At 72.0% G+C, this 12,735-nt stretch carries 14 protein-coding genes; 3 read left to right on the forward strand and 11 right to left on the reverse strand.

Annotated features, from left to right (window positions below; all coding sequences use genetic code 11):
* Nucleotides 1-87: 87 nt before the first annotated feature.
* The 10 genes from EDF28_RS16985 to EDF28_RS17030 all read right to left on the reverse strand — a co-directional run bounded on the left by EDF28_RS16985 (nucleotide 88) and on the right by EDF28_RS17030 (nucleotide 9,877).
* Complete coding sequence (locus EDF28_RS16985) at nucleotides 88-591, reverse strand: flavin reductase family protein (protein ID WP_123939120.1); 504 nt, start codon at nucleotides 589-591, stop codon at nucleotides 88-90.
* A gap of 14 nt (nucleotides 592-605) precedes the next feature.
* The gene (locus EDF28_RS16990; RefSeq protein ID WP_260155068.1) at nucleotides 606-2,315 is read right to left on the reverse strand and encodes an MDR family MFS transporter; all 1,710 of its coding nucleotides are present in this window, start codon (nucleotides 2,313-2,315) and stop codon (nucleotides 606-608) included.
* A gap of 1 nt (nucleotide 2,316) precedes the next feature.
* Nucleotides 2,317-3,651: an NtaA/DmoA family FMN-dependent monooxygenase gene (locus EDF28_RS16995; protein WP_123939121.1), complete on the reverse strand. Its 1,335-nt coding sequence runs from the start codon at nucleotides 3,649-3,651 to the stop codon at nucleotides 2,317-2,319.
* Nucleotides 3,648-4,400, reverse strand: coding sequence for a cysteine hydrolase family protein (locus EDF28_RS17000; protein ID WP_123939122.1), 753 nt, complete (start codon nucleotides 4,398-4,400; stop codon nucleotides 3,648-3,650). The genes EDF28_RS16995 and EDF28_RS17000 overlap by 4 nt, the downstream gene beginning before the upstream one ends.
* On the reverse strand, nucleotides 4,397-5,461 hold the full coding sequence (locus EDF28_RS17005; protein WP_111086881.1) for an LLM class flavin-dependent oxidoreductase: 1,065 nt from the start codon (nucleotides 5,459-5,461) through the stop codon (nucleotides 4,397-4,399). Before EDF28_RS17005 ends, EDF28_RS17000 begins: the two co-directional genes overlap by 4 nt.
* Before the next feature lie 48 nt (nucleotides 5,462-5,509).
* On the reverse strand, nucleotides 5,510-6,634 hold the full coding sequence (locus EDF28_RS17010) for an ABC transporter substrate-binding protein (RefSeq protein WP_260155069.1): 1,125 nt from the start codon (nucleotides 6,632-6,634) through the stop codon (nucleotides 5,510-5,512).
* A 169-nt stretch (nucleotides 6,635-6,803) separates the two neighbouring features.
* On the reverse strand, nucleotides 6,804-7,646 hold the full coding sequence (locus tag EDF28_RS17015; RefSeq protein WP_221182577.1) for an ABC transporter permease: 843 nt from the start codon (nucleotides 7,644-7,646) through the stop codon (nucleotides 6,804-6,806).
* Between the two features lie 13 nt (nucleotides 7,647-7,659).
* Nucleotides 7,660-8,487 carry an ABC transporter ATP-binding protein gene (locus EDF28_RS17020; RefSeq protein ID WP_123294748.1) on the reverse strand — a complete coding sequence of 276 codons (828 nt, stop codon included), beginning with the start codon at nucleotides 8,485-8,487 and terminating at the stop codon, nucleotides 7,660-7,662.
* A 189-nt stretch (nucleotides 8,488-8,676) separates the two neighbouring features.
* On the reverse strand, nucleotides 8,677-9,090 hold the full coding sequence (locus EDF28_RS17025; protein WP_123939123.1) for a hypothetical protein: 414 nt from the start codon (nucleotides 9,088-9,090) through the stop codon (nucleotides 8,677-8,679).
* 28 nt (nucleotides 9,091-9,118) lie between these two features.
* The gene (locus tag EDF28_RS17030) at nucleotides 9,119-9,877 is read right to left on the reverse strand and encodes an SDR family NAD(P)-dependent oxidoreductase (RefSeq protein ID WP_123672909.1); all 759 of its coding nucleotides are present in this window, start codon (nucleotides 9,875-9,877) and stop codon (nucleotides 9,119-9,121) included.
* Between the two features lie 68 nt (nucleotides 9,878-9,945).
* Between EDF28_RS17030 and EDF28_RS17035 the strand changes: the two genes are divergently transcribed.
* A complete protein-coding gene (locus EDF28_RS17035) occupies nucleotides 9,946-10,554 on the forward strand; it encodes a TetR family transcriptional regulator (RefSeq protein ID WP_123939124.1) in 609 nt (202 codons plus the stop codon).
* 84 nt (nucleotides 10,555-10,638) lie between these two features.
* Here the strand turns inward: EDF28_RS17035 and EDF28_RS17040 are convergent, their stop codons facing one another.
* Nucleotides 10,639-11,580 (reverse strand): aldo/keto reductase, encoded by a 942-nt coding sequence (locus tag EDF28_RS17040; protein WP_123939125.1) that lies wholly within the window; start codon nucleotides 11,578-11,580, stop codon nucleotides 10,639-10,641.
* 109 nt (nucleotides 11,581-11,689) lie between these two features.
* Between EDF28_RS17040 and EDF28_RS17045 the strand changes: the two genes are divergently transcribed.
* Nucleotides 11,690-12,280, forward strand: a complete 591-nt coding sequence (locus EDF28_RS17045; protein ID WP_185094281.1) for a TetR family transcriptional regulator — start codon at nucleotides 11,690-11,692, stop codon at nucleotides 12,278-12,280.
* 40 nt (nucleotides 12,281-12,320) lie between these two features.
* Complete coding sequence (locus tag EDF28_RS17050) at nucleotides 12,321-12,734, forward strand: VOC family protein (RefSeq protein ID WP_123939127.1); 414 nt, start codon at nucleotides 12,321-12,323, stop codon at nucleotides 12,732-12,734.
* The last annotated feature ends 1 nt before the right edge of the window (nucleotide 12,735 follow it).

Here is a 12,735-nt window from a genome sequence, read left to right on the forward strand (position 1 = left end):
CCGAGTCGTTTCGGGCGTACCGGGTCGGAACTTCTGACCAGGTACGCCCGATTCCGTTTCCCATCGCCCGCGTTCTGGGAAAGAACGTCAGGTGGTGGCGACGCTTACTCGCCGCCGCGACGGCCGGTGCCACACGAGTGCGGCGTTGGTGCGGTCGCGGGCGAAGCGGAGCACCCGCAGCACCACGATGTCGTGGTCGCCCGCGCGGTGGACGGCCTCGACCGAGCACTCCAGCCACGAGTGCGCGCCGTCGAGCAGGATCGCTCCCGCCCCGGTGTCCGTGGACGGCACGCCGACCAGTCGCTGCGACCGATCGCGGGAGGCCAGCTGACGGGTCTGCTCGGCGTGGCCCTCGGCGAGCACGGAGATGCCGAGCACCGGCGCACCGGCCAGGTCCGGCCAGGTCGTCGACGAGTGCTGCACGGCGATCGTCGCGAGCGGCGGGTCGTACGAGACCCCGACGGTGAACGACGTCGCCACCATGACGACCGGCACGCCGTCGACCCGCGCGGCGATGGCGGCCACGACGGAGGGGACCTCGGCGATCGCCTCGCGGATGTCGAACGGGTCGTCGGTGAAGTCGTGCTGCATGGTGGTTCCTTCGTTCAGGAGCGGGCGAGCAGGGTGCGGGCACGGCGCTCGTCGGCACGCATCGCGGCGACGAGGGCGTCCGGCCCGGGGAACGTGCGCTGCCGCCGGAGCCGACGGCCGACAGTGAGCTCGACGGGGGTGCCGTACAGGTCGCCGTCGAAGTCGAGCACGTGGATCTCGACGGTGCGCGGCCGGTCGGCGAAGGTGCTGTTGCTGCCGATCGACACGAGCGCCTCACGGGCACCGGACCAGGTCGGCGCGGTGAGCCAGCCGACGTAGACCCCGTCCGACGGAACAGCGCCCGCGTCGTCGGGCAGCAGGTTGGCGGTCGGGAACCCGAGCCCGTGCCCGACCCCGGCGCCGTGCACGACCGCGCCGGTCAGGACCGCCGGCGCTCGCCCTGGCAGGGACGCCGCCGCCACGAGTGCCCCGAGGGCCGCCAGCGCCAGGGCACCGAGGGCCACCGCGTCGGTCGACACCGCGAGCAGCACGGCGGTGACCGTGCTGCCCAGGACGGCACCGAGCTGCTTCACGGTGTTGAAGGTGCTCGACGCCGCACCGATGGTCGCCGATCCGGCGCCGAGCACCGCCGCGAGCGAGAACGGGGACCAGACGAACGCGTTCGCGACCCCGAAGCCGGTGAACGCCGTCGCCACTGCCCAGAGGGGTGCGGCGGTCCCGATGAGCACGGCGGTCAGTGCCACCGAGACGACGAGCAGGACGGCGCCGATGGTCGCCGTTGCACGGGGGCCCGCGGTGTTCGTCGTGCGGCCGACGAACGGTGCGGCGGCCAGGCAGGCGACCCCCATCGGCACGAGCACGAGGGCCGCGGCGCCGGGTCCGAGACCACGTCCGTCCTGCAGGTCGAGCATGAGCGGGATCGGGGCCGACCCGACGCAGAACGACGCCGCGGTCGCGCCCCACGAGCCGGTCACGAACCCGCGGTCGCGGAACAGCCCGAGCGGGACGAGCGCCCGGTCCCCCGCGCGGCGCTGCACCGTGAGGACCGCGGCGACGACGAGTGCGCCGAGCACCACCAGACCGACCCGCGGCAGGGGTGCGGCGAGGACGCCGTCGCCCGTGCCCTGGACACCGACGACCACCGCGAACACCCCGGCGGTCACCCCGACGACGGCGAGTACCGGCAGGGGCACCGCGATGCGCCGGGACACCGGCACGAACCGCAGCACGGCAATGGCGGTGACGATGCCGACGGGCACGTTCACCAGGAAGACCGACGGCCACCCCCACGCCTCGACGAGCACGCCGCCGACGATCGGGCCGGCGACGGTCGCCGCACCGCCACCGGCGCTCCAGACGGCGAGCGCGACGGCGAGCCGGGGTGGTTCGAACAACGAGCGGATCACGGTCAGGCACTGGGGTGTCAGCAGCGCCGCACCGACGCCCTGCACGGCGCGCCAGACGATGAGCGCGCCGATCCCCGGTGCGAACGCGCACCCGACCGACGCGACGGTGAACACCGCGAGCCCGAGCAGGTAGACCCGGCGGTGCCCGAAGCGGTCGCCGAGCCGTCCGGCGACGAGGAGCGGCACGGCGAACGCGAACAGGTAGGCGCTGTTCACCCAGACCGACAGTGACGCGTCGGTGCCGAGGTCGCTGCCGATGTCCGGCAGGGCGACGGACACGATCGTGCTGTCCAGCAGCAGCATGAAGAAGCCGAGGCAGAGCCCGCCGAGCGCGAGCCACCGACGGGCCGGGGTCACCTCACACCGCCAGGTTCTCGCGGAGCGTCGACCCGGGGTACCGCGGTGCCAGGGCACCTCGGGCACGCAGCTCCGGTACGAGCAGCTCGCTCAGGTCGGCGAACCCGGTGGGCATGCCGAGCGGGCTGGACAGCATGTAGCCGCCGCGTCCGCCGGTGGCCGCGAAGTTCTCCTGCAGGGCGTCGGCGACCCCCGCGGCGTCGCCGACCAGCATGTGGTCGAGGCCCGTCGCGGCACGCCAGCCGTGCTCGAAGAAGTCGTCGCGGTCCATGGTGTGGTCCTCGCCGAACTCGGCGACCAGGCTGCCGACCAGGCCGGCCGGGCTCGCCTGCGCGGCGACGATCTCGTCGCGCAGCTCGCCGAGGCGGAACGTCTCCGGGAGCGTGGAGAAGTCGTACCCGGCGTTGTGCGAGATGAAGGTGCCGACGGCCTCGCGGTTCCAGAACGACAGCAGCGAGTCACGGCGGGCGGCGGCCTCGGCGTCGGTGGCCCCGACGATGACCTGGGTCGCCCAGAGGATCCCGACGCCGGACGGGTCCCGACCGGCGTCGGTGAGCGCTGCGTCGAGGGCGTTCCGGTGCCGGAGCTGTCCGGCGACGCTCGACCCGAACCCGAACACCAGGTCGGCGAACGACGCACTGGCGGCGATGCCGCGCGGCGAGTTGCCGGCCTGCACGACGACGGGGTGCCGCTGCGGACTGGGGACGCTCGCGAGCGGGCCGCGCACCTTGAAGAAGCGGCCGTCGTGGTCGATGGGGTGCACCCCGGCCGGGTCGGCGAACCGGCCGGTCGCGCGGTCGCGGACGATCGCGTCGGGGGCGACGGAGTCCCAGAGCGCACGGCAGACGCCGATGAACTCCTCCATCCGTTCGTACCGCAGGTCGTGGTCGATCAGGTGGTCGGACCCGTAGTTCGCCGCGTCCGCGCCCCGCGACGAGGCGACGACGTTGAACGCCATCCGCCCGCCGGTGACGTGGTCGAGCGAGTTGAGCAGTCGGGCGACGGAGAAGGGGTGGGTGAACGTGGACGAGTAGGTGAGCCCGAACCCGATGTGCTCCGTGACGGTGGACATCGCGGCGATCACGGGCGACATGTCCTGCCGGGGCCACTGGATGCCCCACTCGACGGCCGGGTCGATGCTGCCGCGCCACGTGCTCGGCACACCGGACCCGTCGCCGAAGAACAGCATGTCCACGCCTGCGCGCTCGGCGGTCCGGGCGACCTCCATGTACATGCGGACGTCGGGGAAGTCCTGGCCGACCCAGCTGCCGGCCGCTGCCCACCGCCCCTCGGTGTGGGTGAAGGACAGGTCGTAGGCCAGGTGCATGCCGCTCATCGGGCACCCACCGGCGAAACGGACGCAGACGCAGACGCAGACGCGGACCCGGACGCAGACGCAGACGCAGACGCAGCAGCGTCAGCCGCCGCGCGCCACAGCGCGACCGTCTCGTCGGCGTCGGTCACGACGCCCACGTTGAGGTCGATCAGGGTGAGTGCGGCGTCGTGCACGTCGGTGTCGTACGCGGCGGTGGCGTCCTGCGGGACCACCACGGGCCAGCCGAGCTGCATCGCGTCCTGTGCGGTGGCGAGGACGCAGCACTCGGTCGTGAGTCCCACGACGGTGACCCAGCCGATCCCTGCGGCGGTGAGCCGGGCCTCCAGGTCGGTGCCCAGGAACCCGCTGTAGCCGCGCTTGACGACGCGTGTCTCGCCGGGGGCGGGCGCCGTGCGGTACCACTCGGCGCCCTCCGTGCCGATCCGGCAGGGCTCGTCGTCCGGCATCGGGCCGTCCGGGTCACCGCCGCGCAGCCACGTGCTGGAGCGCCACGGCCGCGCCGGGTCGCTGCCGAGTTCGACCCAGACGACGGGGACGCCCGCTGCGCGGGCCTCGTCGACGAGCGAGCCGATGCGGGTGACGGCGGCGTCCACCGCGACGGACGCGCGGTCGTCGAGTCCGTAGGGGGCGATCCGCGCCGGCTCACCGAAGTCACACTGCACGTCGACGACGACGAGCGCGGGGCGGAGCGGAGCAGACAGCAACTGCGCGAGCCGCGGGTCGCGACCCGCGTCGGGTCCCCCGGTCACCGGACGACCGCCGCGTCGTGCTGGCGGAGCGCCGGCAGGACGGTCTCCCCGAACAGCACCATGTCCTGGTCGTACTCGGGGAAGATCAGCATCAGGCCGTCGAGCTCGCCCCGGTCGACGATGTACTCGATGTGCTCGGTGACGGTCTCGGCGGACCCGGCGACGTACGCGGTCTGGAACGCGTCCTCACCGGCAGCACCGTCCGCCCAGGCACGCGCCTGCTCGGCGGGGACGCCCCACGACGCCCGCATCGAGGCCAGTGCCTCGCGGTCGACGCCGGCACCCCACTCGCGCACCTTCCGCTGCGCGGCGGCGTCGGTCTCGCCCTGCACGACCGTGAGCATCGAGTAGGTGCGGCACTCGCGTCCCTCGGCGGCGGCACGGTCGTGGACGTCGCGGGACAGGTCGCGCATCTCGTCCAGGCTGTCCGCTGCCAGGAATGCGCCGTCGGCGTGCTTCGCCTGGAACGCCCGGGCTGCCTCGGACTTGCCGGCGCTGATGATGGTCGGCCGCGATGCGGGGTGGGGGCGGGACTCGCACGCGTCGAGGTCGAAGTACGGCGTGTGCATCGTCACGCTGTCCTCGGTCCACAGGCGCGTGACCGCCTCGGTCCAGAGCTCCGTCATCCGGTACCGGTCGGCGTGGCTGAGGGCCGCGTCCCAGATCCCGAACTGCTCGAACTCCGCCGCGTAGGCGCCGTTGACGATGTTCATGCCGGCCCGGCCGCCGGAGACGTCCTGCAGCGTCGTGTACATCTTCGCGGCGACCGCCGGGTTGTGGACGTTGGCGTGCATGGTCGCCCAGATCTTGACCCGCTCGGTGGCCTCGGCGATGCCGGCCATCATCGTCATCGACTCGAGGGAGCGACCCCAGTGGTCGGTGGAGCCGCCGAAGCCGCGCCACTTCGCCATCGACATCACGAAGTCCAGGCCGATCGTCTCGGCGTGCAGCGCCGCGCGCTTGTTCCACGCGTAGGTCGCCTCGGGGTGGGGTGCCGTGGTGGAGAGCATCCACCCGCCGTTGCCGATCGGGAGGAAGATCCCGTACTCCTTCGCGGGCATCTCACGCCGCCTTTCTGGTCGTTGCGGAACACTCGGTGACGATGGCGCTCACGGTGCCGGCCACACGGTCTCGCCGTCCTTCGTGATGGCGTCGATGTACTCGTTCGTGAACCAGCTCTTCGCGTCGTCGGCGGTCACCGAGCTCTTGACGATGTCGAACTGGTGCAGCATGTCGACGAGCTTCGTCACGTTCTCCGGGTCGATCCCGCCGAGCGGCTGGTCCGGCGTCGGGTTGTCCGCGATGACCTTCGTCTCGGTGGTCCAGATCTTGGTGTTCTGGGCGGTGTCGTAGGTGGCGCCGGACAGCTTCGCGGCGTACCCGACGCACTGCTTGGTCTTCGCCTCGCTCGCGGAGCAGAAGTCGTAGGCGTGCAGGGCTGCGCGCAGGACGTCCTCGACCGCGGTCGGGTGCGCCTTCGCGAAGGCGGGGTTGACGGCCATCGCGCCGATCGACGAGGGGATGTCGTAGTCGACGGGCTGCCAGACGGTGACGTCGTCACCGGCGGCCTTGAGCAGGTTCGGCTCGTTCGACACGAAGCCGGTCAGCGCCTCGAGGCCGTTCTGCTTGCGGGGCAGGACGGACGGGTCGTAGCCCTCCTTGACGAGCGTGAGGGAGTCCCACTCGACGCCGGCCTTCTCCATCATCGCCCGGACCGAGGCGGGGACGTAGCCCTTGTGGCCGACGACCTGGCCGTCGAGCTGCGGCAGCTTCGTGATGTCCTTGTTCGTCATCAGGACGTCGAGGCCGGCGTTCGAGTACGACGAGATCCCGGTGATGTCGATGCCGTTCGCGCGGGCCTGGATGAGGTCCTGCTCGGCGACGGCGGACACGGTGGCCTGGCCGCTGGCGAGGAGCTTCGTGTTCTGGGCGGTGTCACCCGAGCCCGGCTTCAGGGTCACGTCGAGGCAGAGGTCCTTGAAGTAGCCGAGCTCGTCCGCCGCGATGTACTCGAGGATCGACGCCGACGACTGGTACTGGTAGCCGGACAGGTAGGTGATCTTGCCGGCGTCCTGGTTCTCCTTGCACCGCTCGGCCGAGATCGCGCTGCCCTCGGACGAGGTGGTGCCGGCGCTCGAGCCGGTGCTGCAGCCGGTGAGCGCGAGGGCGACGACGGCGGTGGCGAGGGCCGCGAGTGCGGCCTTGGTGCGGTGCTGCATGGTGCTGTGCTGCATGGTCACTCCTGTGGGAAGGGATGGGTGGTGCAGGGCGGGTGCGGGTGGGTCGGTGGGTCGCCGGACGTCGGCCTGGAGGCGCGGCTGACGTCGCGCGGGCAGGCTCGCGCCGGCGGGTGGTGCGGCAGGGCCGCGGGGCGGCCGCATGGTGCGGCCGGCGGACCGCGCGTCAGTCGTTCGCGGTGCGGTGCCAGTGCAGGACACGGCGCTCGACGACCGTGATGAGTCCGAGCAGGACCACGCCCATCACCGCGAGGATCGCGATCGCCGCGTAGACGACGTCGAGCTGGTTCATCGACGACGCCGTGCTGATCACGGTGCCGAGGCCGCCGGTCGAACCCGAGGCGGACAGCTCCGCGACGACCGCGCCGATGATCGACAGCGGGAACACGATCCGGAGTGCCGCGAACACGAACGGCAGGGCGTTCGGGATCCGCAGGTGCACGAGCATCTCGAACCGGGAGGCATCGATCGTCTTGTACACCTGCAGCACGGGCTGCGGCACGGACCGCAGGCCTGCGGCGGTGTTGATCAGGATCGGGAAGAAGCAGATGAGCGCCGTGATGACGAGCTTCGGCAGCGGCCCGAACCCGAACGCCACCACCAGGGCCGGGGCGATCGCGACGAGGGGCGTGACGTTCAGCACGATGGCGATCGGCATGACCGCACGGCGGACGATCGGCAGCTCACTCGTCAGCACCGCGAGCACGAAGGCGGCGAGGAACCCGATGGCCAGGCCGACGAGCGACTCCGCCAGGGTGATGCCGGCGTTCTGCAGGTAGTAGGGCAGCTGCGTGGCCAAGGTCTCCCCCACCGCGGGCAGCGGCGGCAGCAGGTACGGCATCGCCGTCGCGCCGATCTGCCAGAGCACCGACAGGACGGCGAGCATCACGACGAGGGGCAACCAGACGGTCGGTCGGAGCCAACCGGGCACCGGTCGGCGGGCGGTGCGTCGCTCGGCGTCGGCCGTGGTGGCGGTCGCGGCGGGCGTGGAGGTGGTGGTGGCGCTCATCGTCCCGTCTCCCTCAGGCCGCATCGGTCATGCGCCAGGCGCTGTGCAACCGGGTCCGGACCAGGTCTTCGTACTCGTGGAACCGCTGTTCCTCGAACAGCCGCTGGTTGCGCGGGCGGGGCAGGTCGATGTCGATGACGTCGACGATCCGGCCGGGGCGCGGCGCCATCACGACGACGGTGTCCGACATCCGGACGGCTTCGGACACCGAGTGCGTCACGAAGAGCACCGTCGTGCGCAGCTCGTCCCACAGGTCGAGCAGCTGGTCCTGCAGGCTCTCGCGGGTGAACTCGTCGAGCGCCGAGAACGGCTCGTCCATCAGCAGGACGTCGGGGCGCAGGCCGAAGGCACGGACGATCGCGGCACGCTGCTGCATGCCGCCGGACAGCTGTGCGGGGAGCTTGTCCATCGCCTCGCCGAGTCCCGCCATCCGCAGGAGTTCGCGCATGTCCGGGCCGGTGCCGGTACTGCGCTCCTCGAGGTCCTCGATGGCGGCGCGGCGGCGACCGGCACCCGGGTTCACGCGCCCGGCGAGCGACACGTTCTGCAGCACGGTGAGCCAGGGCAGCAGCGCCGGTGCCTGGGGCACGAGTCCGATGAGCTTCGCCGCGCAGGCCTGGGCCGGCGTGACACCGTGCACCCGGACGTCACCGCGGTCGGCGGGCTCGAGCCCGGCCACCAGGCGGAGCAGCGTCGACTTCCCGCAGCCGCTCGGGCCGATGAGCGACACGAACTTCCCGGGCTCGATGGTCAACTCGACGTCGTCGAGCGCGACCATGGCGCTCGGGCCGCTGCCGTACACCTTGCGCACCGCGTCCACGCGGACCGCTGATGTGGTCATCCGTTCCTCCATACCGTCGGCGAGCACGCAGGCTCGGTCTCGTATGGCGGAGAGCGTGCGTCGCGAGCTCGGGTTGGTCTGCGACGCGGAAATCCGCTGCTGGTGATGAGGTTAGGGCGCCCGTGTTACGGAGTCGGACCACATGTGTTGCGAACGTGTGAACGAGTGCGCGGGTCGGGTCGACTGGGCTCAGCGCGGCGAGGGCACCGCGGTCTGGCCGTCCCAGACGAGCACCTCGACGCCGAGGTCCTCGGCGGCCACCGCCACCCACCCGGCGAGCGCCCTCGCCGCGGGTTCGGCGACGACGAGCACTGCTCGTTCCACGCCGGGGACCGACTGCCGCAGCCACAGCAGCTTGAACAGGTCCGCCATCACCTTGTTGCGCCAGGCGGGCTTGTAGGCGCCCTGGTTCGCGACGAGCTGCACGACGACGCGGTCGGCGGCGTCGATGCCCTCGACCTCGACGCGGGCGCGGTCGAGCACGACGGTGCGCGGGCGGAGGACGAGGCCGAGGGCGGTGCCGGTGTGCTCGAGCATCCGGCGTTCGACGGAGTCGGGGGCGAACCGGCCCCACTCGGAGCGCGCGACGGGGACCTCGGTCATGTCGGCAGTGTAGGCGGCGCGTCCCGCCTCAGACGACCGACCACCCACCGTCGCTCGGCAGCACGGCGCCGTTCACGTTGGCGGAGTCGTCGCTGAGCAGCCAGGTGATGGCCGCTGCGAGCTGCTCCGGCTGCGCCACCGGCGGGATGGCGACCTGCATGATGGGGCCGACCCGGCTGGCGGCGTACTCGCTGCGCATCGGCGCCTCGATGTTCGTCGCGACCGCGCCCGGCGCGACCGCGTTTGCCCGGATGCCCTGCGGCCCGTGGAAGAACGCCACGCTCTTGGTGAACCCGGCGATCGCGTGCTTCGACGCCGTGTACGCGGCACCCGCTGCCGAGGCACGGAGTGCGGCCTCGGAGGCGACGTTCACGACGGCGCCGCGGCCGGCGGCGATCATGTGCGGCAGGACGGCGCGGGTGAGGCGCATCGGTCCGGTGACGTTGACGCTGAAGACGCGGTCCCAGGTGGCGTCGTCGACCTCGCTCGGCGGCAGGAAGGCGTCCATGATGCCGGCGACGTTCGCCAGTCCGTCGATGCGATCGCCCGCGGCCGCGATGAGTGCGTCGATGGTCTCGGTCGCGGCGACGTCCCCGACGACGGTCTCGAGTTCGAGGCCCTCGAGTTCGGAGCGGAGCGCGTCGAGGCGTTCGGCGACGACGTCGGTCGCGATCACCCGCCCGCCCTCGTTCGCGATGCGCGTCGCCGTGGCGCGTCCGATGCCGGAACCCGCCCCGGTGACGATGATGGTCCTGCCGGTGAAACGTCCGGCGGTGGTGTCGGTCATGTCGTCTCCTCACTGAGAGGCGCTCGCTGCGCCACGATGGTTATAGCACTCAGTGCCGAAAGGACTCCATGCGCCCGACGAGTGACCGGCCGGCGAGCGATCGACCGACGAGCGATCGGCCGACGGGACGCCCCCGCACGATCGACCCGGACGCGGTGTCCCTCGTGGCGCTCCGGCTGTTCGACGAGCAGGGCTTCGACGCCGTGTCGATGGACGACGTCGCGACAGCTGCCGGGGTGAGCCGCCGGTCGTTGTTCCGGCTGTTCCCGAACAAGGCGGCGCTCGTCTGGGGCGGGCTCGACGAGTTCGCCTCGCGGTTCGGGGACGCGCTCCGACAGCGGCCGTCCACGGAGTCGTCGTCGGACGCCCTCCGCGCGGCGTACCGGATCGGCGCGACCTTCCCCGACGACGCCGTCGAGGTCACCCGCCACCGACTCCGCGTCATCCGCGCCAACCCCTCCCTCGAGCACGTCGGCGCGGCCACGGTCACGACCCTGACCGACGCGATCGTCCGGTTCGTGGCCGAGCGGGACGGCGCGACGCCCGACGACCTCGCGGTGTCGGTGCGCGCGCACGCACTGGCGGCCGCGGCGAGCGCGGCCCTCACCTGGTGGGCGCTGCACGGCGACGGCCGACCGGAGGACGTCGTGGACCGCGCACTCGCCCTGCTCGCCTGAGACGCGCCCTGGACACGACCACCGGACGGACGGGAGGCCCGTGGCGGGCGTGCCACGGGCCTCCCGTCCGGCACCCGGCCGGGCTCAGCCCATCGCGCGCTTCCCACGGACGTCGCGCGACAGCGCGTCGATGCGCGCCACCTCGTCGTCAGTGAGCCGCACCGCGGCGGCGGCGACGTTCTCGGCGACGCGTCCGGGGTTGCGCGATCCGGGGATCGGGACCAGGTCGGCGCGCTTCGCCAGGATCCAGGCCAGCGCGAGCTGCGAGAGCGAGACGCCCTTCACATCGGCGATCTCGGTGAGCGCGGCGACGACGGCGACGTTCGCGTCGAAGTGCTCCGGCGCCCACCACTCGAGCTGCTGCCGGATGTCGTCGGCCGCGTAGGCGCTCGCGGGCTGCACGGCACCGCTCAGGAACCCGCGCGCCAGCGGCGAGTACGCGACGACGCCGATGCCGAGCTCGTCGACGAGGGGGAAGAGCGCCTCGGACTCCCGCGAGAAGACGGAGTACTCGGTCTGGAACGCCGAGATCGGGTGGACCGCATGGGCACGGCGGATCTGGTCGGCATCGGTGTTCGACAGGCCGAGGTACCGGACCTTGCCGGCCTGCACGAACTCCTGCATCACGCCGACGACGTCCTCGATCGGGACGGCCGGATCGTGGACGTGCTGGTAGAGCAGGTCGATCGAGTCGATGCCGAGGTTCTGCAGGCTCGCGTCCACCACCTGCCGGATGTGCTCCGGTCGGGAGTCCGGCGCGTAGGCCTCGGGCGTGAACCCGAACTTCGTGGCGATCGTCACCTCGTCGCGGATCGGGGCGAGCGCCGCGCCGAGGAGCCGCTCGCCGGTCCCCCAGCCGTACAGCTCGGCCGTGTCGAAGTGCGTGACGCCGAGTTCGTGGGCGTGCCGGATCGCGGCGACGGACTCGGTGTCGTCGCCGGGTCCGTACGCGAACGTGGTGCCCATGGCGCCGTAGCCGATGGCGCTGACGGTGAGGCCCTGTCGGCCGAGGGTGCGTTGCTGCATGGTGCCGTCCCTTCGTGACGTGTGGTGGTCATGCGAGTAGCACTGTACGCCACTACTGTCAGAGTCTGACAACTTGGACCGAAGGTGACGTCGCGGTACGATCGGCCCCGTGAGCGACGTGCGAACCGGCCTGCGGGACATCACCCGCGATGCCGTCCGCGCGCGCATCGCGGCCGTGGCCCTCGAGCGGTTCGACACCGACGGGTTCGACAACGTCACCGTGGAACAGGTCGCCGCCGAGGTGGGGCTCTCGGCGCGGAGCTTCCACCGGTACTTCCCCGCGAAGGAGGACGCCGTCATCGGCGACCCCGCGCGACACCGGGACGCCCTCGCCGAGGCGTTCCGGTCGCGGTCGACCACCCAACCGGTGTGGCCCGCGCTGCGCGAGGCGTTCGCCGAGATGCTCGAGCGCGGCCGCACCGACGACCCCGAGACCGGTCGACGGTCCGTCCGCGTGATGACGAGCACGACGTCACTGCGCGCACGGAACCTCGAGAAGCACCAGGCCTGGGCGGACGTCCTGACGCCCCTCGTCGTCGAGCAGCTCCACGGGCCCGACGCCGACCTGCGGGCACGGGTCCTCGTGCAGGCAGCCCTCGGGTGCTTCGACGTGGCGATCACCACCTGGGCCACGGGCGACGACCCCGACGCGGCCGCGATCCTGCGACGCGCGTTCGACGGCATCGCACCGAGCGCCTGACGAGCGGACGGGCGCCGTCGTCCAGCGGTATGTTCCGGGCATGAACGTCACCGGACCGTCGCCGTACTTCCAGTTCGCCGGCACCGCCAGGCAGGCCCTCGAGCACTGGCAGGGTGTCTTCGGCGGCGAGGTCCAGATCGCGACCTACGCCGACTTCTCACGGACCGACGGCCCCGCCGACGCGGTCGCCCACGGGCAGCTCACCGGCGGGCTGCAGCTCTTCGCCGCGGACGCGAGCGAGACCGACGAGCCGTTCGCGGCGACCGGCCTGCTGTTCTCGCTCCTCGGGGCCGACGAACCCGACGTGCTGCGGCGGTGGTTCGACGCGCTCGCCGAGGGCGGCACGGTCGTCGACGCCCTGCAGCAACGGCCGTGGGGCGACTGGGACGGCACCGTGCGGGACGCGTTCGGTGTCACGTGGCTGATCGGGTTCGAGGCGTCAGCGCTGGGATGAT

The organism is Curtobacterium sp. PhB137, assembly GCF_003814955.1.
In the GTDB taxonomy this organism is placed as follows: domain Bacteria; phylum Actinomycetota; class Actinomycetes; order Actinomycetales; family Microbacteriaceae; genus Curtobacterium.